Genomic DNA, 25,734 nt, shown 5'->3' with positions numbered 1-25,734 from the left:
CCGACGGGCAGGTGCGCGACGTCGACCCGGGCGTCGTGCTGGTCGCCGGTGCCGTGCGGGCGGGGGACCGTGTGGTGCTCGAGCTGCCGGTGCAGCCGCGCCTGACCTGGCCCGACCCGCGGGTGGACGCCGTGCGGGGCTGCGTGGCCGTCGAGCGCGGCCCGGTGGTGCTGTGCGCCGAGGGCCTGGACCTGCCGGACGGTGTCGAGCTCGACGACGTGCGGATCGACCCGGCGGTGGCGCCGCAGGCCGTGGACGACGGCGCGCGCGTCGCGCTGGTGGCGCTGCCACCTGCGCCGACGGCCGCCGGTGCGCTGCCGTTCGGCGCCGCACCCGTCGTGCCGGGGCCGGGGCGCGCGTTCACCGCCGATCTGGTGCCGTACCACCGCTGGGCCGAGCGCGGCCCGACGACCATGCGCGTCTTCCTGCCCGTGACGGACGCGCAGCACGCTGCCGGCACCCTGCCGGCCGACGAGGAGGAGCACGGTGCAGGCGTTCGAGACTGACGGTGACCGGCTGATCTGGCGCGGCGAGGGCGAGACCCTCGTCGTCGAGCCGTGGGGCCGGGACAGCCTGCGGGTGCGCTCCGCGCTCAAGCGCGACGTCGAGGACGCCGACTGGGCGTTGCTGCCGCAGACCGCGACGGGCCAGGCACGCCTCGAGATCGACGGCGACACCGCGCGCCTGCAGCACGGTGCGATCACGGCCGTGCTCGAGCAGGAGTCGTGGCTGCACGACCCGGTGGGCCGCACCCGGTTCACCTGCCGGGTGACCTTCCTCGACGCGGACGGCCGGGTGCTGCTGCGCGAGACGGGTCGCGGCGGCTCGCTCGATCTCACCGCGCGCCGGCTGCGCCCGCAGCCCGGAGCCGACGTGGCGCTGGTGGCCACGTTCGACCCGGTGCCGGGGGAGAAGCTCTACGGGATGGGGCTGTACCAGCAGCAGGTGCTCGACCTCAAGGGCTGCACGTTCGAGCTGGCGCACCGCAACTCCCAGGCCTCGGTGCCGTTCGTGCTGTCCAGCGCCGGGTACGGGTTCTTGTGGCACAACCCGGCGATCGGCCGTGCGACGTTCGCCGCGAACCGCACCGAATGGACGAGCGAGTCGGCCCGCCAGCTCGACTACTGGGTGACCGCCGGGTCGACGCCCGCCGCGATCCTCGCGGCCTACGCCGATGCGACCGGCCACGCGCCGATGATGCCCGAGCGCGGGCTGGGGTTCTGGCAGTGCAAGCTGCGCTACACCAGCGCCGAGCAGCTGCTCGAGGTCGCGCGCGAGCACCGGCGGCGCGGGCTGCCGATGGACGTCATCGTCGCGGACTTCTTCCACTGGCCGCACATGGGCGACTACCGGTTCGAGGACGAGTTCTGGCCGGACCCGTCCGCGATGGTCGCCGAGCTGGCCGACCTGGGCGTCGAGCTCATGGTGTCGGTGTGGCCGCAGGTGGCGCTCGACTCGGAGAACCACGACCACCTGCGCAAGAACGGTCTGCTGGTGCGCGGTGAGCGCGGTGTGGACGTGCAGATGATGTTCGAGGGGCCGAGCGTGTTCCTCGACGTCACCGACCCCCGCGCACGCACCTGGCTGTGGCAGACGCTGCGCCGCAGCTACGGCGAGCACGGCATCCGCACGTTCTGGTTGGACGAGGCCGAGCCGGAGTACGGCGTCTACGACTTCGACGCGGTGCGGCTGCACGCCGGCCCCGGCGTGCAGGTGGGCAACCTGTACCCGCAGGCGTTCTCCCGGGCGCTGTGGGAGGGGCAGACCGGCGACGGCGAGACCGAGGTCGTCAACCTGGTGCGCTGCGCCTGGGCCGGCTCGCAGCGCTACGGCGCGCTCGTGTGGTCCGGTGACATCGCCTCGACCTGGCAGGCGCTGCGCGCCCAGGTGACCGCCGGGCTGCACATGGGGGTGGCCGGCATCCCGTGGTTCACCACGGACATCGGCGGCTTCCACGCCGGCGACACGACGGACCCGGCGTTCCACGAGCTGCTGGTCCGCTGGTTCCAGGCCGGCGCGTTCATGCCGGTGATGCGGCTGCACGGCGACCGCCTGCCGTACGAGGAGGTCACCGCGGCGGACGGTTCGCGCCGGCTGCGCAGCGGGGGCCCCAACGAGCTGTGGTCCTTCGGCGAGGAGGTCTACGAGATCCTGGCCCGCTTCGTCCGGCTGCGCGAGCAGCTGCGCCCGTACCTGCGCGAGGTGATGGCCCAGGCGCACACCGACGGGCTGCCGGTGATGCGCCCGCTGTTCGTTCAGTTCCCGGACGACCCGGCGTGCTGGGACGTGGCCGACCAGTGGCTGCTCGGCGGCGACCTGCTCGTGGCACCCGTGCTAGAACCCGGTGCGCGGTCACGCTCGGTGCGGCTGCCCGCCGGTGCTCGCTGGACCTGCCTGGCGACCGGCGAGGTGCTCGACGGCGGCCAGGTCGTCCAGCGCGACGCCCCGCTGGGCACCCTGCCGGTGTTCGCCCGCGACGGCGCGCTCGCCGAGCTCGTAGGGAAGCTGTAGGGCGGGCGGGCCGGGCGGGCGGGCCGGGAGGTCGTGCTCGGGCCGGTCGACCGACCTGCGCGCCTGTCAGGAGCCGTGCGGTGTGGGCAGGAGGGTGTCGATCTGCTGGCGCATCCACCCGGTGTAGATCGCGCCGAGCGTGGGCCGGCCCGCGTGGGCGGTTCGTTGGCCGGTGCTCAGGTCGATGAGCACGGGCCAGGCGAACGCCGCGTACCCGCGCACCAGCTCCTTGCGGGCGTACTCCACCGCTGACTCGTCGGCCTGGTCGGCGACCACGGCGGCGATGACAGCGACCCCGACCTGGGCACCGCGCAGCTGACCCTTGACGACCTTCGCCCACTCCAGCGACGACTTCGCGAACTGCGCCATGCCTTCCCCGCTCGCCTGCGGGGCAGTGCTCACCACGACCAGGGTGTGCAGCTTCGTCGCCATCCACCGCCACCGAAAATCACTGCGATACCCCACCAGCAGACCCGGGCCACTCGACGGATCGAGGGTGTACCCAGCCGCCCGAACACGAGCGTCCGTCTGCTCAAGATAGGTGCCGCGATCCATAGTGCCCCCTCGTTGAGAATGTGCTGCGCGAACCCGACGTCAGGGTCGTCGCAGGTGAAGACGGTAGTGGCGTGAGCGGACGTAGACCAGACACCCCTCGGGGCGGGTGACGCGGGTATCGCCAGCAGGCCGGAAAGGACGGTAGTGAACCGCCCCGGGTTCAGTGGAGGCTGGTGTGTCTCCGGTTCCGTGGAGCCGGGTTGCTGGAATCTAGGCCACGGTGATCGGTTGTCTCGTCTCGAACTTTACGGGCGTGAGCCAGCCCAGGGCGGAGTGCCGGCGCTGGCGGTTGTGGAAGATCTCGAGGTACTCGAAGATCGCGTTCGCCAGTTCCAGACGAGTGCGCCAGGATTGCCGGTCCAGGAGCTCGACCTGCATGCGGGACCAGAACGACTCGATGACCGCGTTGTCATTGCAGTCGCCGATCGAGTCCTTCGAGGGCACCAGGCCGGAGTCCTTCGCTCGGCGGGTGAATGCCCACGAACCGAACTGCGCTGCGTGATCGGAGTGAATGATCGTGCCTGGCGGTGGGCGTCGAGAGTCGATCGCCATGCCCAGGGCGTTGGTGACCAGCGCCGCGGTCGGGGAGGAGTCGATCGACCAGCCCACGACTGGCCGCGAGCACACGTCCAGCACGGCGGCGCAGTAGACCTTGCCCTCGCGGGTGTGGTGCTCGGTGATATCGGTGACCCACAGCTGGTCCAAGCCCTTGCGACGGAACAGCCGGTCGAGGAGGTCGGTGGAGATCAGGTCCGGGCGCGGGCGGCGCCACTTCGGTCGCACACCGATGCCCTTCAAACCCGCTCGTTGCATCAACATCGCCACTGTCCCCTGCCAGACGGTGAGCCCGCGGCCGAGTGTCAGCTCGGCGTGGACGCGGCGAACGCCGTAGGTCCCGCGACAGGTGGCGTGGACCTCTCCGATCGCGTCGGTGAGGATCACGTGGCGGATCGCTCGGGCTGACGGCGCGCGAGTGCGCCAGGCGTAGAACCCGGACTCCGAGGCGCCCAGCGCGCGGGTGGCGACCTGGACCGGCAAGCCCTCTTCGGCCATCACTGCGATGGCCTCGAACCGCCTTTGGGGGCACCACCTTCCCCAGCAGCTCACTGGCCCGACGGTGCACCGCCAGCTCGGCCTCCAACTCGGCGATCCTGCGCTTGGCTGCTGTCAGCTCGGCCTTCTCTACTGAGGTCAGCCCCGGGGCCAGGCCGACGTCGATGCGGTCCTGGCGGCGCCAGGTGTAGATCGACTCCTGGCTGATCCTGAGGTCGCGACAGACGTCCGCGACGAAGCGTCCGCTGGCGACCAGGTCCAGCACCTTGCGCCGGAACTCCGGCGGACACCCACGACGTCCCACGAGGCCCCCCTCCAAGGGCCAAGTGACACCCGGGTCCGGGAATCCGACTCAACCGAACTCAGGACACACCACAACCAGCTCCGCCCCCGACTCGAAGGACTCGACCAGCTCGACCCCGACGAACACGCCGCCGTCCTCGCCATGATCGAAGGCGCACTCCTGCGCCACCACGCCCGCCGCCAACTCAACGTCAGCTGACGGACACCGGGGGCCCCGGAACCGACTTCGCGAGCCCCGCTTCCTCTGTCACTCCCAGCGTTCAGCTGCGTAGATCACGATGAACTGGTCTCCCGAGACGGAGAACGCGCGCGACAGTTCGCTCAGTCGAATCGCCACCTCGAGACCCAGGTGAGGTCTCGTCGCCAGCATCAAACGCAATCCCCGCACCGCGACGACGACCGGGAAGCGCCAACCCTGGCGGAGTTCCTCGAATGCATCCTCGATCGAGTCCCAACCCGAACCGCACCAGTCGGGGAACGGAAGGACGCCCTTCAGGCCATCGACAACCGCGCCCACGCTGGCCGCGTTGCCGATGTCGACCTCCCGCCACGTAGCGCCAACACCAACCACATGGTCGCGGAACTCACGCACCCGCCCTTCAGCGACCAAGTACGGTTCCGCCCGCCCCCCGGCCAGCAGAGCCACGGGGAGTTCGAGCCACCGGCCTACCACGGCCACGACCTGAACGTCCCGTAGTGGTCAGGCGAGTACCAGACCTCTCCAGGCCCGCCAACCACCAAGCGCTCGGTGCCACGAGAGCCCGGCCCCGGCCAGACATCGGTTTCGTGATAGTAGCCCTCGGGCTGCACAGGAAGGTCGCCGCTCCGGTTCACATACACCCCTGGCTTGCCCGGAAGACCGCCCTGACGCACCCCGGGCGGCGGAGCGCCCGTCGATCGCATCGAATCAACGACATCCCCGATCTGCTGATGCAGCGCAGGCGCCTCGGTGTCGATGATCCCCTGCCGGCTAGCGACAAACCGAGCAGGTGCGGTTTCTGCGGCGGTGTTTGCGGTGCCAGCGTCTGAGCGTAGTGCGGCGCGTGCGGTGTTGCTGGCTGCGCGGGTCACGGTGGCAGCGGCTTGACGTGCTGCGGGTGCGGCTCGGGACGCGGCGGTCCTGGCTGCGTTGGCGATCGCGGTGCCTGCCTTGGACAGCAGGGGGGCGGCGACCTTGCCGAGGGCGCCGGTGGTTGCACACCACCACCAACGACGTCATCGAAGCCGCCCAGAGCACCCTCGTCATCGGCGTCACCTGACCTCGCCCCGCCATCCAACAGCGACAGAACACCGCCACCAAGCGGCGAAGGCCGCACTCGTATGACCGCGCACCGGCCACCCGGGCGGCGTGACTATCCGGCTGTCACTTAACCGTGCAGCAGAGCCTGCGCGTGGACCCGCCCTGTCGATTCACGCGCTCAGCCTGCGGCTTGCTGGTCGTCGGCCATGGCGGCAAACCACTCGGCGGTCATGGACCGCGCCTCGTCGTCTCCAGCGGGCTCGAGCACGCACAGCAGCGCCCGGGCCGTCTTGCCCTCGGGCGTCGCCAGGTCGGCACCTGAGGGCCCAATGGCCTCGATGTACCGCCACACCCCAACCTTCACTTCAGGCAAGGCGCCGGGTCGGCCGGACCAGTGGCTCGCCGCTTGATCCAGCGCTGGCTGGAGCGGAGCCGGCAAGTCCATGCCCTGGAGTCTCGCCACGAGAACCCGCATCAGCGCAGTCCACGGATCCAGCCCCTCAGCCGTCTCGAGACGGCTGGCAGCGTGCAGGTAGTCCTGTCCGTTCATCGCCCGACTCCAAAGACATCCAGAACGGCTGAGCAGCTCGTGCAGATCACCTTCGGCAAGCCGTGGCCCGGGTTCGACGTACCGATCGCCACCGCACGGATCGAACCGCCGGCCGGGTTCACGCCAGCATCCAGGGCCTGGCTAAGACAGCCCATCTCGGCGCAGGCGCCGTGCCACGGCGCACGCTGCGCCAAGGGCACAGCATCCAGTGCCTCCTGCACCGAACCATTGAGTACCCGGGGCGCACCCCCGGTCGAGACATCGGTGAAGACCTGCCCCCCGACTCTGAGCTCCGCGGCCGCACCAGTTGTGCGGCCAGCAGCCAACGCGGCATCGGCAGCTGCCTCCGCGGTGTTTGCGGCAACACCGTGACTCCGTATCGAGACGAGGCTCACCCTGGCCGCGGCTCCCGACCCCGCAGGCAAGCCCCGCGCAGCCGCGACCGACCCGCGCGAGGTCGACAAACCCGCAGGCGCGTCGTAGGCGTAGGTAGCTATGTCGTAGGTGTAGGCGGGTGTCGCGGCCGACGTCGGCGCAGCACCGAACGTGGCGACTGACGCCGCCACGAGGGCGGCGAGGACGACGATCAGTCGACGCAGCAGTCGAGCTACCCGACCGCCGGGCAAAGGAGACGGGGTCCTGGCGCTGCGACCAGCAGAGCGGCGCTCGAGGCTAGCCGAAGGCATGCCGTTCAGCGTCCTCTCGCGTTCTGTAAAGCTCACCCCAGCCGATGATCTCGAGATCGTCAGAACGAATCGGGCTCTCGAGCACATCGAACCCGGCCCGTGGGATCGTGACGAAGACGAAGCAAGGGAACTCGGTAACGGGATCGATTGACGCGCCCTCGTGGCGATTCGACAGAATCACGGTGTCGACGTCCGAGTCCCGATTGAACTCCTGCCCGACAACACCTGGCGCAAGTCGGGCCTCCGCAGCGATCTTCCCAGAGTCGAACGTCAACAACCTTTCGACCCGGCACTCACGAACCGGCTCGAACCGAGCGCTCTCGAGCGAACTCAAGTAGTAGATCTCTCCAGGCATCAGAACTCCGGGTTCGCGCCGCTAACGCGCCTGATCGTGATGGAGCCGTTCTCCATCCAGTTCGGGACGATGTACTCGGGCAGGCCGCCCTTCATGCCGTCGAGTGGGAGAGCGCTCCTCTGTAGGACTACCGCTGCCGGGTCGTTGAGGGTCCCTTCGATCACGAACCGCCCGGTGTTCGTTGCTCCGCTCGCACCACCGGACGGCAGTCCTGCGGCGCTACGGAAGTTCGGCACAGTACCCGGGTTGACTGGCGACCAAGACGCGCCGCCAGCTACGGAGTCCCCACCGTAAACGCGATAGATCGCTTGGCCCGCCGCTGGTCGGGTGCCAGCTGCGGCTTCTGCGGCTTCGCCGAAGCAGCTGTTGTGGACGAGGACTGGTGTGGTGCCAGCGTAGTAGGTGTGGATGTCGTCGACGGTGAGGTTGTAGGCCGTGAGGTCGGCGTCGTAGACGCGGGTGGTCTGGATGGTCAGGGGTGTGCCGTCGGTCTGGCGGACCTGGTCGCCGGGGTGCAGGTCGATGGCGTAGGTGAACTGGCCGGTGGTGGCGTCCCAGAAGGGGTGCCGGTCGGTGGCCGTGATCGTCGTGCCGTCGGCGAGGTGGACGTCGACCATGGTGTGCTTGCCGGCGTGCACGATCAGCTTCGTGACGGGCCGGGCGGCTGTCTGGCCGGTGGCGGGGTCGGTGGCTAGGACCTTGTCTCCGACCTTGACCGCGCGGATCGGCTTCTTGGCGCCGTCGGCCATCGTGACGAGGGTCGCGCCGGTGAAGCTGTTGACGCTGCAGGCCTTCGCCGCTGACGCAGCGGCGCTGCTTCCTTCGGATGACTCGGTGCGTAGTGCGGCGCGTGCGGTGTTGCTGGCTGCGCGGGTCACGGTGGCAGCGGCTTGACGTGCTGCGGGTGCGGCTCGGGACGCGGCGGTCCTGGCTGCGTTGGCGATCGCGGTGCCTGCTTTGGACAGCAGGGGGGCGGCGACCTTGCCGAGGGCACCGGTCGCTGCACCGACCACGGCCCCGACGGCGGTGTCGATGGCCAGGGACTTCCAGGAGAACGTCTGGGTGTGGGCGACCTTGGAGGCCCACAGGTTGGTGACGGCGGAGGCTGCCGCGCCGCCGGCGGCGGCGCAGGCGATCGACCCGGCGCCCGCGGTGACCGCCAGACAGCCGGCGGTCACGACGATCCCGGCGACGGCACCGACGATCTGGGCCTGGTGCTTGACCACCCAGGACTTGGTCGAGTTCCACGCCGAGCCCCACGAGAGCAGCCCGGAGGGGTCGGACCAGGTGACGGGGTTGTTGTCGGAGTAGGTGTAGGCAGCCCACTGCTGGGGGTCCGAACCGTTCATCACCGGGTCGACGGAGATGAACCGTCCGATCACCGGGTCGTAGAACCTGGCCCCGACAGCGGTCAACCCGGTGGTGTCGGTGGCCTTGTCCAGGAAGCCGTGGTCCCCGGTCCAGGTCCCGGTCGCCGTGCCGCGGGACCCGCCGAACGGGTCGGCCCACCGTCGGGTCGCCACGTTGGTCGTGTTCGCGATCGACTCCAGGGCGGTGCCCTGGGTGTCGGGGACCAAGGTGGTGACCCCGGCGAAGCCGGTGCCGGTGCGCATCGCGATGGTCGTGCCCGCGAACGCGTAGTACCGCACGGCGGACAGGGCCTGGGTACCGGTGTCCAGGGTGAGCTCTTGCCCGCCGGGCAGGTAGGCGGTGACCTTGGTGCCTGCCCGTCGGATCAGGCGGTCACCGTCGGGGGTGTAGATGTTGGCCTCGAGCTGGGTGCCGGCCGCGCTGACGGTGGCCAGCTTGCCCTCGGCGTTCCACGTCAGCGTCTGGGCGGCTTGGCCTGCCGGGGCACGGGTGGTCGTGTTGCCGGCCTGGTCGTAGGCGTAGGAGGACGTGGCCGTCCCGCTCGGGCCAGTCGTGGTGACACCGGTCAGGGTGTGGGCCTTGGCCGTCCCGGCGGTCGGGTAGGTGTAGGTCGAGGTCGTGGTCCCCGCGCCGGCGTGCGTCACGGTGGAGGTGCGCAGCCCGTTGGTGTCGTAGGCGTAGTCGGTCCAGTAGGGCGCCGCGCCGCCCAGCCCGGCCACCGTGGCGGCCGTCCCGCAGTCACCGGCCGACGGTGTCCACGCCGACGTCAGACGTTGCAGACCGTCGTACGTGAAGCACTGGGTGTCGGCCGCGGCGCTGGCCGCCGTCGGGGCGTCGGCGACCTTGGTGACGTTCCCGGCCTCGTCGTAGGTGTAGGTCAGCGCCAGGTCGGAGCCGGTGACCTTCTCGCGCTCGAACCTCTGGGTGGACAGGCGCCGGGTGCCCTGCTCGTAGGTGTAGCTGAGGTAGTCGGAGTAGGAGTTGCCCAGGTCCAGCGACAGCAGATCGCCGAACGAGGAGTACCCGGACCCGGCGACGTACACGCCCTTGCCCAGGCCTCCGCTGCTCCACTCGGGCCGTGAGAGCTTGTCGTAGTAGGTGGTGTAGGTCTCGGACGGCAGGTTCGCCAGCGCGGGCATGGTCTGCGTCTTGACCTGCTCGTCGAGCGTGTACCCGTAGCTGGTCGTGTAGGTGCCGGCGAGCTTGCCCTCCGAGGACGGCAGGGTGACCGACTGCCCGGTCGGCTGGTAGGCGTCGTCGTACCCGATGACGGCGGTGGTGTACAGGTTGCCGGCCTCGTAGCGGGTGCTCGAGGTCAGCTGGCCCTTGGCGATCGTGTCGTAGGTCCACGTGGCCTGCAGCGCGCCCGTGGAGGTGCCGGTGCGTTCAGCCGTCCTGCGACCTAGGGCGTCGTACCCGAACCACAAGGTCACCCCACGGGCGTCCGTGCTGGTGACGGTCCGGTCGGCGTCGTCGTAGGTGGCCGAGGATGCCCCCTTGTCCGGGTCCGTGCTCGCGGTCAACCGGCCCCGGATGTCGTAGGTGGAGGTCCAGGTGTTCCCGGTGGAGTCCGTGGTGCTGGTCAGCCGTCCGGCCTTGTCGTAGCCGTAGGTCGAGACCTGGCTCGGCCCGGACAGGGTGGCCGTGGTGTACCGGACCAGGCTCGTGGTCTGGCCGCGCCCGTCGAGGATCGTGGTCGTGGGTGTCGAACCGTTCGGTGGGACCACCGTGGTGCGATCCCCGCCGTAGGTGGTGGTGGTCACCCACTTCTGCTGCTGGTCCACGTCGTAGGCGGCTGCGGTGACCCGTCCGGCGCCGTCGTAGGTGTAGCGGGTGCGAGAGGGCACCGCGTTGCTCGGCTGCAGCAGAGTGGTCGACGGAGAGCCCGCCGTGGCCCACTGGTCGTTGACCGTCACGGCCAGACCCCGCGAGTCGTACAGGGTGTCGGTGACCAAGGTGGCCGTCACGTCACGGTTGGCGCCCATCGACTGGGTCTGGCGGGGGCGGTCCAGCGCGTCGTAGAAGGAGACCGAGGTCAGGTAGGTGCCGTCCTGGCTCAGGGTCTTGGTCGTCACGGTGCTCAGCCCGCTGCTCGCGGTGCCGCCGACGGCGTAGTCGTACGTCGTGGTCGCGCCGGCGGTCAGGGCCCGGCCGGGCAGCCACACCGCGGTGCGCCGCCCCAGCCCGTCGTACGCGGCCGAGGTGACCTTCCCGTTCGCGTCGGTGACCGAGGCGACCTGGCCGCGCGCCGGTTCGAGCGCGGTGGTGACCTGGTGGGCGGTGAGCGACCCCGTGCCGTCCGGATCGGGTGACGTCACCGTGACCGAGGTCGTGGGTCCGCCGCTCGCCGGGGTGTACGCGGTCGTCGTCGTGTTGCCCAGGGCGTCGGCGCGGGAGGTGACACGACCGTTCGCGTCGTAGGTGGCGGTCGAGGTCGTGACGAACGTCGGAGTCGACCCGTTGTAGCCCGACAGCACCTGGGTGCCGGTGACCAGACCCCGGGTCGGTGCCGTGCCGAAGGTGCCGCCGTCGTAGAGGGTGCGTTCGTCCGAGACCACGTCGCCCGGCCGCGACGGGCCGGCCGAGCATGCGACGGAGACAGTCTCGGCCTCCCGGACCGTACCGACGATGTTCGCCGTCGTGTTCCGGGCGTAGTCCAGGCGGGTGCACCGGTCGTCGGCGCTCGTCGAGATGTCGCCCTGGTCGTCGATCTGGCTCGGTGTGCCGTACGTGGCGTCGAACGAGGTGGCGGTGCGGGTGGTGCGCGACCCGCCGGCCAGCGCCGGTGCGGGGGTGGTGGTCTGGCTGCTGGCGGTGCCCGAGAACGTCGCCGTGGTGCCGTCCGCGGCCGTCGCGGTCGCCGGTGACACCCAGGGGACGTGGGTCTCGTCCTGGACGACCGTGGCACCGTCGTAGGTGATCTGCTCGATCTCGAACCCGTTGACCCGCGGCACGTCGACGATGCCGTCCACCGTGACCGACCGGGTGCCTCCGGACGACAGGTGGTCACCGTGCATCCCTCGCAGGTAGCGATGGCGGGTGTGCAGCTGGGCCGACGTCGTCGACCCGGTCGTCACATCCACGGTCTCGTACCCACGGAACTGGCCCCAGGTGCGCTGGGCCGGGGGTGTCAACGGTGAGTCGTCGTAGTGCCACGCGGGGTCGCCGACGTACGTGTAGCGGGTCTCCACCGGCAAGGACTGGGCGTCGAGAGAGTCCTGGACCACCGAGGACACGAGGTACTTGTGGAAGTACTCGGTGACCGGCTGGGCCAGTCCCTCCGGGCTCCAGACCACCGGGAAGCACCGGCGGGTGTTCGAGTCCGCGGAACCCGGCAGGCTGGCTGTCGTGCAGTCGGCCGCGGTGTAGTTCACCGAGGTGATCGCGCCGGTCTCGGACGTGATCGAGCTGATCCGCCAGCGGATCATCGCAGGACCCAGGTTCCCCGAGGTGTCGACCCGGTTGGCCAGCTGGACCCCGGTGAAGGTCACCTTCGGCAGGGTGACGGACGTCCCGGCAGGGGCGCCGGCCGGCGACCAGGGTGCTGCACCGGTGTGCTGGATCGAGTCCAGCCACAGCACGGGGTTCGAACCGTCACCGGGGGAGGGGAACTTCTGGGTCAGCGCCCAGCTGTCGACGGTCCTGTAGCCACCCGAGGTGGAGACGGCCGTCGAGACCTGGGTCAGCCGCTTTCGGGTGAAGAACGCCGGCGAGGTGAGGGTCGGGCAGCTGGTCGTCGAGGTGCAGATCAGGTCGAACGGCACATCGGGCCACGACGACGCGTTCGCCGCCGTCAGCTGGGCAGGGTCGCAGGTGATCGCCCCCGACGGCAGGCACCGCTCGGCCACCGTGAAGCTCAGCTGCTGCGGCGCCGGTGCGGAGGTCTCGCTGCCCGCCCGCTGCCCGTAGTCGATGCGGCTCAGGTAGCCGCCGCGCACGTAGGAGGACACGGCGGAGTTGTTGTCACGGCCGTAGGAGTTGGTCTCCGTGGAGTACACGTACGTCATCGAGTTGCCCGACGGGTCGACGACGTAGTCCAGGTTCCACCGCCACGCCTGGGTGCACACGGAGGCGGCGAAGGTGGCGGCGTGGCACGGTTCGCCCGGGTTGTTGCCGTACACCGGCACCGTCCATGCCGAGCTCAGCGCCAACGGGTCGGACGCCGAGCGCTTGTCCCGCCCGAACCAGTACTGGGTGCCGTCGGTGGTGGTGACCTGCCAGTACTCGGTGTCGTTGTCCCCGTTCCACGACCCGGTGAGGTGCCTGACCGCCGTCCCGTCGTCGTCCTTGAGCCGCCAGCTCCCGGTCGCGGCGTCCTTGACCAGCTCCGAGGAGTGGCCTGCCAGCACCAACGTCGCGTTGTCCGACCCCCAGCACAGGTCGCCGGTCGGGTGGCCGACGTTGTTCGCGTTCCCGGTCGCGTCCTCGGCGCACGCCACGTACTTGCGCTCGACGTACCCGGCACCCAGGTCCCACCCGTCGCCGACCCATGAGGACTGGTTGTTCGTCGTGGCGATCCTGCCGTCCAACGACCCGGCGTCGTACGTCAACGACACGCTCGGGGTCGGGCCGCCCTGGGTCACCGGGACGGTCAACGGGTAGGACCAGGAGAAGTCCCCGACCTGCTTGTTCACCTGCCAAGATGCCGACGCCGACAGCGGCGTCGCCGACCAGCTGCCGCTCCCGCCGGAGGTCCCGGCGGTCAGGGCCAGCACTGCGCCGGACGAGACCTGCCGGGCGCTGACCGCCTGCGCCGCGGGGTCGTTCACCGACGAGTCGATCGGGGTCTGCGTGCGGCAGTCCGGGTTCGACGGGTCGCTCAGCGCGCACGCAGGCAGCTGCACCAACCTCAACCGGGAGGCCCAGTCGCCGCCGTAGGCACCTGCGAACCCCGCGTAGCCGAGCGACAGGTCCGTGCTCGACCCGGCCGAACCGGTCACGGCCAGCACCACGCCGTCCACCCCGGCGGCAGTCGCCCGCGCGTGGTCCAGCACCTGCACGTCGACGCCGGACGAGACCTCGGACTGGTCCGTGCGCCGGGTCGACAGCGCCGCCTCCGGCCCGACCGGTGTCGCTGCCACCCGCAGCCCGCCGGGGGTCGCCGTCGCGGTGCGCCCGGCCTGGGTGTCCAGGTGCGCGGTGCCTGCCGACGGCCACGTCACCGTCGCCGGAGCCGCGTCGCCCAGCGGGGCCACCGACCGAGCCTTGGTGAGCGCGCGTGACGACGTCAGCAACGACGTGTCGTCCTTCGCCGCCCCTCGCACCTTGAGGCCGTGGGCGCGCCGTTGGGCGTCGGTCCACTGGGACGACACCCCCTCGGGTGCGGCGGCGGCGGCCGGAACCGCCCCGGCCACGGCGACGGCGACAGAGATGACGGCGGCGATCAGGCTGCGGCGCACCGCGGGCCCCTTCCCTCGAGCAGGCACGACACGGACGAGTCTGTGGACAGCGATGACGGCCCGGTCAGGGCGTCGCGGCGGCCGCGCAGTACCGACGGACCACGTCCACATCCGCCACTCCAGCGAGGACGGTGACGTCGTCGACCGTGCCGTGCAGACCGTTCGCAGGGGATCCGCCGGCCTTGCCGCGCCCGACCGCCAGGCCGCTGGTGGCGTACCAGGCTGCGGTGAACGGGGACGTCAGCTCGGCGTCCGGCGCCCCGCCGGGGTCGCAGACGTACAGACCCGCGACGTGCGACTGGGCGTCGTACTGCCCCATGAGGTAGACCCATTCACCGGTGGGCACCGTCCGGCTCGACGCAACCACCGTGGTGGCGGGCGAGGTCGCGTCCGACCCGTACGTCGTGAACGCCCAGCAGCCGGCCGCCGTCGGGCAACCTGACCCTGTCCCCGAGCGGTATCCCAGCTCGAACCCCGGCGCGTTGACCCCGTTCTGGCTCACTGCCGTCTGCACACCCGCCAGGTCGTCGAGCTTCACAAACGCTCCCACGCTGTACGAACGGTCCGTCGCCACCACCGGCGCCGCCGACACCACCTGGTCGGACAGCGATGCGAACCGCAGCGCCCCGTCGCCCGGGACTGCGCTGCCCGGGTCCAGCTCGGCCATCACCCCCGGCACTCGTAGGCTCGCCGACGACACCGACAGCGTCGGTCCGCCCGCGACCGTGTTGACGGCCGTCGTCGACGTCGCTGCCTCGTCGAACAGCCACATCGCGCTCGTCGCGGGCACATCGACGGAGAAGGCGAAGCCGCGGCGGCTGGAGACGTTCCCCGCCCGGTCCACCGAGGTGACGTAGAGCACCTGCGGTCCCGCCTTCGCCGGATCGAAGGGCACGGTGGTCCCGGGACCGGCTCTCGACGTCATCGCAGAGTCGTTGAACCCGTACTGGTAGTGGTCGACGTCGGAGCTGCCGCCGTTGGTGAAGGTGAAGCTTCCCGGGATGTGGGGACCGCCGGCCCGGGTCCCTTCCTGGTAGGGCGAGCCTGGTCCCGGGCTCACGCCCGGCATGTTCGGGGGGGTGATGTCGACCACGAACTCGCACCAGGTCGACGGCCCGGCTCGGCCTGCGTCGTCCTGGGCATGGATCCCCCAGGAGTATCCCGTGCCATCGGTGAGCATGCCGCCGGGCACCGTCGCTCGCCACGTCGACCCTGATGCCTGAGCCGCGCTCACGACCCAGGGCCAGACCGGGGCAGCGTCCGCGGTGCGGTAGAGCTGCAGCACGCCAGACACGTTGCCGCCGTCGGGGTCGGAGATGTCGGCCGCCAGCGTGGGGGTCAGACTGTTGACGTAGGGGCGTCCGTCACCCATGACGCAGGGGGCGGCCGGTGCCGAGGTCCGGACGTTGGCCGCGCCGTTCGGCGCCCGGTTGAACGTGATCGACAACGTCGCGTCGTACCGGTAACGCTTCCAGTTGACGTTCGACGATTCGTCGGTCCCAAGACCCAGCGCGAGTACTCCGCCGTTGCCGCTGGCCACTGCGCGCGCCCCGGCCGTCGCGTCGAAGCCGATCCAGCGCTGGTTCCCGCACGATGCCTTGTGCGAGACCGACTGGCTGCTCAGTCCTGACCAGCCGAACGTCGACTGCCAGTCGCTGGACGCGTCGAAGTCGGGAGTCATGTACAAGGTGACGGGGCGCTCGGTGCAGTTGTACGAGTGCGTTCCGAACACGCTGAAGGTCGCCCCGGTGATGTCGGCGGCGTCGAGCGCCCCGATCTGGTCGAGCCCGGCGAACCTCCACCGAAGCCGACTGGCGAACTGGCTCGGTGAGCACGTCATGTAGGCGTCCGACCTGCACAGCCCGACGCCGTCATCGCTGGGGAACATCCAGGTCGTGGCCCCCGTCGAGCGTGCCGACATCCACGAGTTCAGCGACCCGGACACCGCCGGGTCGACATAGACGGGCCATACGGTCGCCGCGTCCGTCAACAGCGCCGTGTCCGGGACGACAGTCACGGCGTCGTCAGTGACCGCCTCGGTCATGACGGCCGCCCTCTCGCCACCGAGCGGCGCGACTGAACGGACTCGCGACTGCTCGGTGTCGCTCATTGCCTGCTGCAGGCCCGATGGGTCGACGCTCAGCCACGAACCGACGGCACGACGTGGCGTCCCTGCTCCCGTCGGGGTGAGCTGCCTGCGCGAGTCCCACATCTGTGGCGCAGGACTCCAGAACACCGGTGCTCCCGTGGCATCCCGGGCTTCGAACCCTCCCTGTGCGCTCTTCACCGTCAAGTCGGCGGAGGTCTCGATCGGGAGTCGAATCTCCTGCAGGCGGGGGTCGGCGGCTGCCTCGGGCGAGGCGATGCGAAGCACCTCGGAGAAGCCAGTCGTGTCGGCGTTGACCGTCACGATCAGATCGACGCCCGGAAGGACGTCCTGGTAGGTCAGCTGTGAGCCGACCACCGAGGGCGCGGGCAAGGCGAACGGCACATCGAGCGTCAGCTCGTGACCGTCCCGGCTGATCCGCGCCAGGGGAAGATCGGCGCTCCCGTCGGAGAACGTCATCGGGAGCACCGGGGAAGTGACGGTCAGACCGGTCTGGGTAGGCGTCAGCGAGCTGTCGATCGTCTCCCAGGCCCCGTGGGCCTTGGTGCGAACCGCCGACACGGAGGTGACGAGCTCACGTGTTCCGTCGGGTCGGGCGTAGAGCGTGCTCCACTCCGAGCGCGCCGAGAGCACCTCGATCGGCTCGCCACACCGCGACGCCATCGCGAGGGCCTGGGCTTCGAGGGCTGTCGAGGACCCGCACGGCTCGGTCGATGCGGCGTCGGCTGTTCCCGTCCCGCCCACCATCGACGACGCCACCAGCAGAGTGACGGCGACACTCACACCACTTCGCACCACGATGCCCCCCGCATGCGACGCACATGTCGCTCAGTCCTCGCTCAGGGGCCTCACTGCCCCCGGTGCGCCGGCCCACAGCGGACTCACGGCGCAGCAGGAACCTATCTGGACGGGCGACCAGGGAACCAGGGGGTCTGAGCCATGTCACCCGGCCGGGTGGTGCCCTTGCTTGCAGCGGGGACCTGTGGTGCGTGAGGCGGGACTCGAACCCGCACGCCCTTGCGGGCACCAGGACCTAAACCTGGCGTGGCTGCCGTTTCACCACTCACGCGCCCGCCGAGTCTGGCACGGCGGGCCGGGGCGCCGTCAGTCGATGCCGAGGTCCTTGCGCAGCTTGGCGACGTGACCCGTGGCCTTGACGTTGTACTGCGCGAGCGTCACCACACCGGCGGCGTCGAGCACGACGGTCGAGCGGATGACGCCGGTCACTGTCTTGCCGTAGAGCGACTTCTCGCCCCAGGCGCCCCACTGCTCCATCACGGTGTGCTCCGGGTCGGAGACCAGGGGGAACGTGAGGTGCTCGGCCTCGACGAACGCGGCGAGCTTGGCCGGGGTGTCGGGGGAGACGCCGACGACCGCGTAGCCGTGGGCCGTGAGCGAGGCGAGGGAGTCGCGGAAGTCGCAGGCCTGCGTCGTGCAGCCGGGGGTGCCGGCGGCTGGGTAGAAGTAGACGACGACCGACGTGCCGCGCAGGTCGCTGAGCGTGAGGGTGCCGCCGTCGGCGGTCGGCAGCGTGAAGTCGGGGGCGTTCTCGCCCGGGGTCAGACGCGGCATGGAGTTCCTCCTGGTGGGGTGGGCGCCTTCCACCCTACGAGGCGCGTCGTCGCAGTTCACGGTGAGCCGGTAGCGTCGTGCCGTGCCTGAGTCCGCGCCGCCGATCCGGATGCTCAACGACCGCCTGCTGGTGCGCCTGGACGAGGAGGGTGCCGAGCGTCGGTCCGCGACCGGCATCGTCATCCCGGCGACCGCCGTCATGGGCAAACGACTCACGTGGGGCTTCGTCGTCGCGGCCGGGCAGCACGTGCGCCAGGTGGCGGTGGGTGACAAGGTGCTGTTCGACCCGGAGGACCGCGCCGAGGTCGAGCTGACCGGCACCGTCTACCTGCTGCTGCGGGAGAAGGACGTGCACGGTGTGGCCCAGCCGGAGGGCGACGAGCGGGAGCCCGGCCTGTACCTCTAGGCCGGTTTCACTCCTGGGCCCAAGGCCTGCTAATCTCATGCACCGCGCGCCATTAGCTCAACTGGCAGAGCAGCTGACTCTTAATCAGCGGGTTCGGGGTTCGAGTCCCTGATGGCGCACAGATGAGGCCCCTGACCGGCGGAGACGCTGGTCGGGGGCCTTTGTCGTCGCGGGGCTCGGGTGCCCGGTCGTGCATGTCGGGCCCGTGGCGCGAACGGCCGCCCGCGCGTCGGAGTCCCGTCCGTAAAGTGAGACGAATCGTCCTGAATGCTGGACGCGATGACACCGCCGACCTGGCCTCGCGCCATGACGGCAGCGCAGCAGGGCCCCGGCCAGCACGACGTCTACACCCACGGCCACCACGAGGCGGTGCTGCGCTCGCACCGCTGGCGCACCGCCGAGAACTCCGCCGACCACCTGCTGCCGCTGCTCGAACCGCACTTCACGCTGCTCGACGTGGGCTGCGGCCCGGGCACCATCACGGTCGACCTGGCACGCCGCGTGGCGCACGTCGTCGGCGTCGACGCCTCGGCGACGGTGGTCGAGGCCGCACGGGAGGCCGCCACGCAGGCCGGCGTCACCACCGTGGCCTTCCAGGTCGCCGACGCCTACCGGCTGCCGTTCGCCGACGACTCGTTCGACGTCGTGCACGCCCACCAGGTGCTGCAGCACCTGAGCGACCCCGTCGCCGCGCTGCGCGAGATGCGCCGGGTGGCCCGCCCGGGTGGGTACGTCGCGGTGCGGGACTCCGACTACTCCGCGATGACCTGGTACCCGCAGGTCGCCGGGCTGGACCTGTGGCGACAGACCTACCTCGCGGTCACCCGTTCCAACCACGCCGACGCCGACGCGGGGCGCAAGCTCGCGGCCTGGGTGCGCGCTGCTGGGTTCGACCCGGCCGGGATCACGCCGGGTGCCGCCGTCTGGTGCTACGCCACGTCCGAGGATCGCCGCTGGTGGTCGCAGCTGTGGGCCGAGCGGACGGTCGCGTCCGACTTCGCGGCACAGGCGGTGGAGCGGGGCCTGGCCACCGAGCAGCAGCTGGCACAGGCGGCTGACGGGTGGCGGCGGTGGGGCAGTGATCCCGACGGCTGGTTCGCGGTGCTGCACGGGCGCGTCGTGGCGCGGGCCTGAGCGGCGCGCGCACCGGCGTCAGCGCACCCGGTGCGCCCCCGTGCCGCCCGACACCCGGCGGCCGGCGGTGATGTAGGGCTCGAGCGCGCGCAGGAACTTCTCCCGGTTCGCGTCGTTGAGGTCGACCTCGTACGTCGTGTCCTGCCAGGCGAACCGGATCGTGCGGGCGCCTTCCGTGCCGTCGAGGTCGTCGATGAGCGTCACGATCGTCTGCTGGGCCATGGGGACATCGTTTCGTGAGGGCGCGCGGCTGTCGATCCCAGACGCCGTGACGGTGCCGCCCGTCAGCTCCCGGACTTGGGTCGGTAAAGGTCGGCCTCGAACCGGTAGGCGTCGCCGCGGTAGTGGTTGACGCCGATGAGGATCGGGGTGGAGTCGGCGGTGTAGGCGACCTCCGAGCCCACGAGCACGGGGGAGCCGACGGGGATGCCGAGCAGGTGGGCGAGCCGCTCGTCGGCGGCCGCCGCCTGCACGGAGTAGGCCGAGCGGTGCACGCTCACCCCGCACCGGTGCTCCAGCTCGTCGTAGAGCGAGCGGTCGGTGAGGTCGGCCTCGACGAGCTGCGGGGCCCGGTCCACGACGACCGCGACGGTGTCCACGCAGACCGGGGTGCCGTCCATCGCGCGCACCCGGTCGAGCTGGAGCACCGGGGCGGACGGTGCGATGCGCAGCCGGTCCGCCTCGTCGAGCGTGCTCGGGCGCACGTGCTGCGCCAGGACGGTGGCGGTCGGGGTGAGGCCGCGGGCGCGGGCCATCTCGCTGAACGACTGCAGGGTGCTGGGCGGTTCGCCGATCACCTGGCGCGGCACGAACCAGCCGCGTTGCGCCGACCGTTCCAGCCGGCCCTCGGCCTCGAGGGCGGCCAGGGCTGCGCGCAGGGTCACGCGGGAGACGCCGAGGCGTTCGGACAGCTCGCGCTCGCCGGGCAGCCGGTCGCCGGGGCTGTGCACACCGTGCTCCAGCTCGTGCACGAGCGACTGGTACGCACTGTCCGCGACGGGGGATCTGCCCATGAGGCGACTGTATACCAGTAAGGAAGATGGCGCGATACTGGTCTGTTATTGGACTGTTACTGGACTAACTGGTCTTTCGCTGGTTAGGGTCGCTCGCATCGGCGGTCGGCCCTCCGCGTACCCCGAGGCGATGGCGCCTCGCGCACCGACCCGAAGACATGGAGTCCCACCATGCACATCTCCGGCATGCGACGCACCGCGGTCGTGGGAGCGCTCGCGGTGCTCGCGCTCGGCGCCTCCGCGGCATGCACCCCGGGCGGCAGCTCCGGCTCGTCCACCACCGCGGCCTCGGCCGTCTCCACCGACGTCGCCGGCGCAGGCGACGTCACCCTCAAGGTCTCCGACTTCTGGGGCTCGGCCGAGGGCGACTGGATGGCGTCCCTCATCGACGGCTTCCAGAAGAAGTACCCCAACGTCACCATCGACCGCACCAAGGAGGACTGGTCGCAGCTCATCACGACCCTCAACCTCCAGCTCACCGACGCCGACGGCCCCTGCATCGCCAGCGCCAACAACGGCTGGGGGTCCCTCGGCACGCTGGCCAAGGGCGGGCTCGTGCGCAACCTCGACCCCTACGCCAAGGCCTACGGCTGGGACACCCTCATCCCGCAGACCATCGCCCGGCAGAACGAGTTCACCACCGACTTCACCACCATCGGCTCCGGCTCGCTGTTCGCCACCCCCGTCGCGCGGGTGTCGATGATCGGCCTCTACTACGACGTCGACAAGCTCAAGGCCCTCGGCATCACGCCGCCGACCACGCTCGCCGAGCTCGAGGCCGCCGCGGCCAAGGCCAAGGCCGCCGGTGAGATCCCGTTCGCCTACGGCAGCCAGGACGGCGGCACCGCCATCCTGCTCGGCCTGCAGGCGCTGTACGGCTCTGCCGGCTCCATCAACGACTACGTCTACGGCAGCACCTCCGTGACCGCCAAGGACACCGGTCTGCTCGACGCGGCGAACGAGCTCACGTCCTGGGCGGACAAGGGCTGGCTCACCCCCGGCTTCGAGGGCATCGACTACAACACGGCGGTCGCCAACTTCGTCGGCGGGCAGGGCGTGTTCCGCTGGGAGTACACCGGGTCGCTCGGGCTCAGTGCCGAGCAGCAGTCGCACTTCGGCTACATCCAGCTGCCGCAGGTCACGGACCCGTCGACGACCGTCGGGGTCGGCGCGGCACCCGGCGCCATGGTCATCTCCTCGCGCTGCGAGCACCCCGACGTCGCCGCCGCGTTCCTCGACTACCTCATGTCCGCGCAGTCCGCGCAGACCGCCGTCGACCACGGCATGATCCCGCTGCTGCACTCCGACGTCACCGTGCCGGCGTCCATGGGGACGCTCACCACCGAGGCTGCCGGCGCCGCCGCGGTCGGCAAGAGCGACGGCTTCGTGCCCTACTTCGACTGGTCCAGCACGACGATGCTCGACACGCTCACCGCCCAGATGCAGCAGATGTACGCCGGGAAGACCACCCCGGAGCAGCTGGTCGCAGCCGTCGACGCCGACCGGACCGCCGGGCTCGCCGGGCAGCAGGGCTGACATGCCCGAGGCCGGCAACGACGTCGTGCGGGGCACCCCCCTCGTCGACCGCACGACGCCCCACCACCGGGTGCGCGCGCGCACGCTGCACGCGCGCACCCGGTGGACCGGGCTCGCCTTCGCCGCCCTGCCGCTGGCCGTCTACGGCTTCGTGGTGCTGTGGCCGCTGCTCCAGTCGGTGCAGTACTCGTTCTTCGACTGGGACGGCGTCTCGCAGGCCACCTGGGTGGGCCTGAAGAACTACACCGGGTTCGTCACCGACCCCGTGCTGCGCTCCAGCCTCGGTCACGTGCTCGTGCTCATCGCGTTCTTCTCGCTGCTGCCGATCGCGCTCGGGCTCGTGTCCGCGGCGATGCTCACCCGCGCACGCCAGCCCGGGATGGGCCTGTTCCGCTGGATCTTCTTCCTGCCGCAGGTGCTCACCTCGGTCGTCGTCGCGCTCATGTTCAGGCGGATCTACGCCGCCGAGGGCTCGCTCAACTCCGTGCTCAGCGCGGTCGGGCTCGGCGGTCTGACCCGCCCCTGGCTGGCCGACTTCACCTGGGCGCTGCCCGCCCTCGGGCTCATCGGCACCTGGGTCACCTTCGGGTTCTGCATGGTGCTGTTCATCTCCGGGACGTCCGCCATCCCCGACGAGCTCTACGAGGCGGCGCGGATGGACGGCGCCGGGGCGGTGCGCGAGTTCGTCGCCGTCACCCTGCCCGGGCTGCGCGGGCAGATCGGGGTCGCGCTCACGCTCACCATCACCACCGCGCTGCGCACCTTCGACCTCGTGTGGGTGACCACCCGGGGCGGTCCGGGCACCTCGACCATGACGCCGGCGGTGCTGCTCTACCGGGCGGCCTTCCAGAACCCCGACGTCGGCAAGGCCGCGGCCATCGGCGTCGTCATGGCCGTGGTCTGCCTGCTCATCGCGCTCGTCATCACCAAGGTCACGGAGGAGGACTGATGCGCGCCCCACGGGCCGAGCAGGCCGCGAACTACGTCGTGCTCGTCGTCATGTCGGTCGTCGTGCTGTGGCCGGCGGTCACCTTCGTGCTCGCCGCGCTCAGCTCCGACCGTGCCGGGCGACCCGCCGGGGTGGACTGGGACAACTTCGCCACCGCCTGGCAGCAGGCCGGCTTCTCCCGGGCGATGACCGTCTCGCTCGTCATCGCGGCGACCGCCAGCCTCGGCCAGGTGCTGCTCGCCGTGCTCGGCGGGTACGGGTTCGGGGTGCTCGGCGTCGCCGGGCAGAAGGTGCTGTTCCCGGTCGTGCTGCTCGGGCTGATGATCTCCCTCGAGGCGATCATCGTGCCGCTGTACTACCAGTTCCGGTCGGCCGGGCTCACCAACTCCGTCCCGGGCATCATCCTCATCCACCTGGGCACCTCCGTCCCGTTCGGCATCTTCTGGATGCGTGCCGCGTTCCGGGCCCTGCCGCGCTCGCTGTTCGAGGCCGCGGAGATCGACGGCGCGGGCCCGCTGCGCCTGCTGCTCAGGGTCGCCGCCCCGCTGGTCAGCCCCGCGGTGTGGACCCTGCTGCTGCTCGCCTTCATGTGGACCTGGAACGACTACTTCCTGTCCCTGGTCTTCCTGCACGGGGACAACGTGACGGCCACCGTCGCGCTCGGGGTGTTCCAGGGGCGCTACGTCACCCAGATCAACCTCATGGCGGCCGGCGGGCTCATCGTCGCCGCGCCGGTGCTCGTGCTCTACGTGCTGTTCCAGCGCCGGTTCATCTCCGGGATGCTCGCCGGCGCCCTGCGCGAGTGAGCACGGCCACCGCCCACCGGCAGCCCCCGCCCCCACCCACGTCCCCTCACCCCAGGAGCCCGTCGTGCCTGCCACCCCCACCGTCCTGCCGGACGCCGCCGCCGTCGGCGACGCGGTCGCCGACATCGTCGCGGACGCCCTCGTCGCGGCGGCCGGGCGGCCCTTCCTGCTCGGCTGCCCGTCCGGACGCAGCCTGGAGTCCACCTACCGAGCGCTGGCCCGCCGGGTGGCCGACCGGCGGATCGATCTGGCCGACCTCGTCGTCGTGCTCATGGACGAGTACCTGACGGCCGGGCCCGACGGGCTGCACCGGCTCGACCCGGGCCGCTCGCACTCGTGCGTGGGCTACGGGCGCCGGGAGATCGTGCAGCCCCTCGCCGCTGCGGCCGGCTCGGTCGGGCTGCGCGGACCGGCCGACCTATGGGTGCCCGACCCGGGTGCGCCGGACGAGTACGACGCACGGATCACCGCCGCCGGTGGCCTCGACCTGTTCCTGCTCGCGTCGGGGGCCAGCGACGGGCACATCGCGCTCAACCAGCCCGGGACGCCGCGGACCAGCCGCACGCACGTCGTCGAGCTCGGTGAGGCCACCCGACGGGACAACATGGCCACGTTCCCCGACCTCACGACGCTGGACGCGGTGCCGACCCATGGTGTGACGGTGGGGGTGTCCACGATCGTCGACCTGTCACGGTCGGTGGTCATGGTGCTCACCGGACCCGACAAGGCGACCGCCTACGCCCGCATCGTCGCGGCCGACGGGTACGACCCCGCCTGGCCGTCCACCGCGTTCGCCGAGTGCGCGGACGCCCAGCTCTTCGCAGACCGGGCCGCAGCCGGCGGCCCGCAGACCGGAAGGTAGGAGATGGCAGCGATCAAGCTCGTCTACGTCGGCGGCGGCTCGTCCCGGGCGGCCGGCACGATGGCGTCGTTCCTGTGGCACGGCGAGGAGTTCGCCGGGTCGCAGGTGGTGCTCGTCGACCAGGACGCCGAACGTCTGGAGATCGTGCGGGAGATCGCCGTGCGCATCGCGCGGGCCACGGGCGTGGACATCGACATCCAGGCGACCACGGACCGTCGCGCCGGGCTCACCGACGCCGACGCCGTGCTCACCAGCTTCCGCCCCGGCGACTTCGCCGCGCGCGTGCTCGACGAGCGCATCCCGATCAAGCACGGCGTGATCGGCCAGGAGACCCAGGGGCCCGGCGGCTTCATGATGGCGCTGCGCTCGATCCACGTGATGGCCGACATCGTCGAGGACCTGCACGCCGTGGCGCCCGGGGCGGTGATCTTCAACTACACGAACCCGGTGAACATCGTGTCGCAGGCGCTCACCCGGTTCACCGACGTGCCGGTCTACTCCATGTGCGAGGGCCCGATCTTCTTCCCGAACTCCACGCTGCGCGCCGCCGGGCTGGACCCCGAGCGGGCCACGGTGACGATGGCCGGGGTCAACCACAACTGCTGGTCGTTCGAGCACACCTACGACGGCGCCGACCTCATGCCGCTGCTCGACGCGGCGTGGGAGGCCCGCAAGGACGACCCCACGATGGACGTGTTCGAACGGCGCATGCTGCAGCTCGCGGTCACCATGCGCTCGGTGCCGGCCGACTACTTCCAGTACTACTTCTACGGTCCGCAGATCCTGCGCGAGCAGCAGGCCGCCCCGCGCACCCGGGCCGAGGACATCCTGGCCGCGCTGCCCGGCTACTGGGAGCACTACGTCGAGCAGGCCCGCACCGACCACCCCGACCTGGACCCGGCGCGCTCCCGCGGCGGCATCCACGAGCTGGAGCTGGCGATCGACGTGATGAGCGCCTACTACAACAACACCGGTGCCCGGCTGCCGGTCAACCTGCCCAACGTCGGCGGTGCGCTGCCCGGGTTCGACGAGGACGTCGTCGTCGAGATGTGGTGCACGGTCGACGCCGCCGGGGTGCACCCGCAGGAGCAGCGGGCCCTGCCGCATGCGGTGCGGGGCATCACGCAGGCGCTGGCGGAGTACCAGTACGTGGCCGCCGAGGCCGCCTGGTCCGGGTCGCGCCGCGACGCCGTGCGCGCGCTGGTCCTGCTCGTCGTGCTCGGTCTGGGCGTGCTCATCTCGACCGTGTCGAGCACGCAGGCGCAGGCGATCCAGGGCGCCATCATGGTGATGCTCCCCCAGGTGCTGCTCTCGGGCTTCATCTTC

Annotated in this window: 20 protein-coding genes, 2 tRNA genes and 2 pseudogenes; 10 read left to right on the top strand and 14 right to left on the bottom strand. The window is 70.8% G+C overall.

Annotated elements, in window-relative coordinates; translation table 11 throughout:
- Together F2B26_RS05225 and F2B26_RS05220 are read left to right on the top strand one after the other, a co-directional pair.
- A pseudogene (locus F2B26_RS05225) lies at window positions 1-506 on the top strand (hypothetical protein); the annotation flags it as partial.
- The gene (locus F2B26_RS05220; RefSeq protein WP_159807163.1) at window positions 487-2,511 is read left to right on the top strand and encodes a glycoside hydrolase family 31 protein; all 2,025 of its coding nucleotides are present in this window, start codon (window positions 487-489) and stop codon (window positions 2,509-2,511) included. The pseudogene F2B26_RS05225 and the gene F2B26_RS05220, both read left to right, overlap by 20 nt.
- Window positions 2,512-2,577: 66 nt before the next feature.
- On the opposite strand, the gene F2B26_RS05215 is transcribed toward F2B26_RS05220, so the two are convergent.
- The 12 genes and pseudogenes from F2B26_RS05215 to bcp form a co-directional block, all read right to left on the bottom strand.
- Window positions 2,578-2,943: a hypothetical protein gene (locus tag F2B26_RS05215; RefSeq protein ID WP_159807161.1), complete on the bottom strand. Its 366-nt coding sequence runs from the start codon at window positions 2,941-2,943 to the stop codon at window positions 2,578-2,580.
- Window positions 2,944-3,276: 333 nt separating this feature from the next.
- Entirely contained in the window at window positions 3,277-4,173 is an 897-nt protein-coding gene (locus tag F2B26_RS05210; protein ID WP_268891094.1) for an IS3 family transposase, read from the bottom strand.
- A gap of 28 nt (window positions 4,174-4,201) precedes the next feature.
- Window positions 4,202-4,423, bottom strand: a pseudogene (locus F2B26_RS17715) (transposase); the annotation flags it as partial.
- Window positions 4,424-4,669: 246 nt separating this feature from the next.
- Window positions 4,670-5,068, bottom strand: coding sequence for a barstar family protein (locus tag F2B26_RS05200; protein WP_159807157.1), 399 nt, complete (start codon window positions 5,066-5,068; stop codon window positions 4,670-4,672).
- A 20-nt stretch (window positions 5,069-5,088) separates the two neighbouring features.
- Window positions 5,089-5,325 carry a ribonuclease domain-containing protein gene (locus tag F2B26_RS17710; RefSeq protein WP_369122546.1) on the bottom strand — a complete coding sequence of 79 codons (237 nt, stop codon included), beginning with the start codon at window positions 5,323-5,325 and terminating at the stop codon, window positions 5,089-5,091.
- Between the two features lie 515 nt (window positions 5,326-5,840).
- Window positions 5,841-6,212: a hypothetical protein gene (locus F2B26_RS05190; protein ID WP_159807153.1), complete on the bottom strand. Its 372-nt coding sequence runs from the start codon at window positions 6,210-6,212 to the stop codon at window positions 5,841-5,843.
- Entirely contained in the window at window positions 6,209-6,433 is a 225-nt protein-coding gene (locus F2B26_RS17630) for a hypothetical protein (protein ID WP_328698653.1), read from the bottom strand. The genes F2B26_RS05190 and F2B26_RS17630 overlap by 4 nt, the downstream gene beginning before the upstream one ends.
- Before the next feature lie 451 nt (window positions 6,434-6,884).
- On the bottom strand, window positions 6,885-7,253 hold the full coding sequence (locus F2B26_RS05180; protein ID WP_159807149.1) for a hypothetical protein: 369 nt from the start codon (window positions 7,251-7,253) through the stop codon (window positions 6,885-6,887).
- Window positions 7,253-14,023, bottom strand: coding sequence for a polymorphic toxin-type HINT domain-containing protein (locus F2B26_RS05175; protein WP_159807147.1), 6,771 nt, complete (start codon window positions 14,021-14,023; stop codon window positions 7,253-7,255). Before F2B26_RS05175 ends, F2B26_RS05180 begins: the two co-directional genes overlap by 1 nt.
- A 64-nt stretch (window positions 14,024-14,087) precedes the next feature.
- Window positions 14,088-16,793, bottom strand: a complete 2,706-nt coding sequence (locus tag F2B26_RS05170) for a LamG-like jellyroll fold domain-containing protein (RefSeq protein WP_159807145.1) — start codon at window positions 16,791-16,793, stop codon at window positions 14,088-14,090.
- Window positions 16,794-17,113: 320 nt separating this feature from the next.
- Window positions 17,114-17,199 (bottom strand) — tRNA-Leu (locus tag F2B26_RS05165).
- A gap of 35 nt (window positions 17,200-17,234) precedes the next feature.
- Window positions 17,235-17,702: a thioredoxin-dependent thiol peroxidase gene (bcp, locus tag F2B26_RS05160; RefSeq protein ID WP_159807143.1), complete on the bottom strand. Its 468-nt coding sequence runs from the start codon at window positions 17,700-17,702 to the stop codon at window positions 17,235-17,237.
- 109 nt (window positions 17,703-17,811) lie between these two features.
- Here bcp and F2B26_RS05155 point away from each other — a divergent pair, with 109 nt between their 5' ends.
- From F2B26_RS05155 to F2B26_RS05145, 3 genes are all read left to right on the top strand, one after another.
- Complete coding sequence (locus F2B26_RS05155) at window positions 17,812-18,108, top strand: GroES family chaperonin (protein WP_159807165.1); 297 nt, start codon at window positions 17,812-17,814, stop codon at window positions 18,106-18,108.
- 46 nt (window positions 18,109-18,154) lie between these two features.
- Window positions 18,155-18,227 (top strand) — tRNA-Lys (locus F2B26_RS05150).
- Between the two features lie 187 nt (window positions 18,228-18,414).
- Window positions 18,415-19,242, top strand: coding sequence for a class I SAM-dependent methyltransferase (locus F2B26_RS05145; protein ID WP_159807141.1), 828 nt, complete (start codon window positions 18,415-18,417; stop codon window positions 19,240-19,242).
- Window positions 19,243-19,260: 18 nt separating this feature from the next.
- Here F2B26_RS05145 and F2B26_RS05140 read toward each other — a convergent pair whose 3' ends face one another.
- Together F2B26_RS05140 and F2B26_RS05135 are read right to left on the bottom strand one after the other, a co-directional pair.
- On the bottom strand, window positions 19,261-19,464 hold the full coding sequence (locus F2B26_RS05140) for a histone-like nucleoid-structuring protein Lsr2 (RefSeq protein WP_159807139.1): 204 nt from the start codon (window positions 19,462-19,464) through the stop codon (window positions 19,261-19,263).
- Between the two features lie 62 nt (window positions 19,465-19,526).
- Window positions 19,527-20,255 (bottom strand): GntR family transcriptional regulator, encoded by a 729-nt coding sequence (locus F2B26_RS05135; protein WP_159807137.1) that lies wholly within the window; start codon window positions 20,253-20,255, stop codon window positions 19,527-19,529.
- 186 nt (window positions 20,256-20,441) lie between these two features.
- Between F2B26_RS05135 and F2B26_RS05130 the strand changes: the two genes are divergently transcribed.
- The 5 genes from F2B26_RS05130 to F2B26_RS05110 form a co-directional block, all read left to right on the top strand.
- Window positions 20,442-21,791, top strand: a complete 1,350-nt coding sequence (locus tag F2B26_RS05130; protein ID WP_210766842.1) for an ABC transporter substrate-binding protein — start codon at window positions 20,442-20,444, stop codon at window positions 21,789-21,791.
- A gap of 1 nt (window position 21,792) precedes the next feature.
- Entirely contained in the window at window positions 21,793-22,740 is a 948-nt protein-coding gene (locus tag F2B26_RS05125; protein WP_159807133.1) for a carbohydrate ABC transporter permease, read from the top strand.
- Window positions 22,740-23,546: a carbohydrate ABC transporter permease gene (locus tag F2B26_RS05120; RefSeq protein ID WP_159807131.1), complete on the top strand. Its 807-nt coding sequence runs from the start codon at window positions 22,740-22,742 to the stop codon at window positions 23,544-23,546. The genes F2B26_RS05125 and F2B26_RS05120 overlap by 1 nt, the downstream gene beginning before the upstream one ends.
- 64 nt (window positions 23,547-23,610) lie before the next feature.
- Window positions 23,611-24,408: a 6-phosphogluconolactonase gene (locus F2B26_RS05115; RefSeq protein WP_159807129.1), complete on the top strand. Its 798-nt coding sequence runs from the start codon at window positions 23,611-23,613 to the stop codon at window positions 24,406-24,408.
- A gap of 3 nt (window positions 24,409-24,411) precedes the next feature.
- A partial coding sequence (locus tag F2B26_RS05110) for a family 4 glycosyl hydrolase (protein WP_159807127.1) occupies window positions 24,412-25,734 on the top strand: 1,323 nt, incomplete at its 3' end.

Origin of the sequence: Cellulomonas citrea, from assembly GCF_009829685.1 — a bacterium.
Lineage (GTDB): Bacteria > Actinomycetota > Actinomycetes > Actinomycetales > Cellulomonadaceae > Cellulomonas > Cellulomonas citrea.
Note: the sequence above shows the minus strand (reverse complement) of the source record. Positions and strands in the feature narration are given on the sequence as shown.

Excerpts from the sequence above, each read along its gene's own strand:
- F2B26_RS17710 (WP_369122546.1), bottom strand. The coding sequence starts at position 5,325 with ATGCGATCGACGGGCGCTCCGCCGCCCGGGGTGCGTCAGGGCGGTCTT.
- F2B26_RS05155 (WP_159807165.1), top strand. The coding sequence starts at position 17,812 with ATGCTCAACGACCGCCTGCTGGTGCGCCTGGACGAGGAGGGTGCCGAG.
- F2B26_RS05125 (WP_159807133.1), top strand. The coding sequence starts at position 21,793 with ATGCCCGAGGCCGGCAACGACGTCGTGCGGGGCACCCCCCTCGTCGAC.
- F2B26_RS05190 (WP_159807153.1), bottom strand. The coding sequence starts at position 6,212 with ATGAACGGACAGGACTACCTGCACGCTGCCAGCCGTCTCGAGACGGCT.
- bcp (WP_159807143.1), bottom strand. The coding sequence starts at position 17,702 with ATGCCGCGTCTGACCCCGGGCGAGAACGCCCCCGACTTCACGCTGCCG.
- F2B26_RS05170 (WP_159807145.1), bottom strand. The coding sequence starts at position 16,793 with ATGGCGTCGCGGTGTGGCGAGCCGATCGAGGTGCTCTCGGCGCGCTCG.
- F2B26_RS05145 (WP_159807141.1), top strand. The coding sequence starts at position 18,415 with ATGACGGCAGCGCAGCAGGGCCCCGGCCAGCACGACGTCTACACCCAC.
- F2B26_RS05120 (WP_159807131.1), top strand. The coding sequence starts at position 22,740 with ATGCGCGCCCCACGGGCCGAGCAGGCCGCGAACTACGTCGTGCTCGTC.
- F2B26_RS05180 (WP_159807149.1), bottom strand. The coding sequence starts at position 7,253 with ATGCCTGGAGAGATCTACTACTTGAGTTCGCTCGAGAGCGCTCGGTTC.
- F2B26_RS05130 (WP_210766842.1), top strand. The coding sequence starts at position 20,442 with ATGCGACGCACCGCGGTCGTGGGAGCGCTCGCGGTGCTCGCGCTCGGC.
- F2B26_RS05140 (WP_159807139.1), bottom strand. The coding sequence starts at position 19,464 with ATGGCCCAGCAGACGATCGTGACGCTCATCGACGACCTCGACGGCACG.
- F2B26_RS05135 (WP_159807137.1), bottom strand. The coding sequence starts at position 20,255 with ATGGGCAGATCCCCCGTCGCGGACAGTGCGTACCAGTCGCTCGTGCAC.
- F2B26_RS05215 (WP_159807161.1), bottom strand. The coding sequence starts at position 2,943 with ATGGCGACGAAGCTGCACACCCTGGTCGTGGTGAGCACTGCCCCGCAG.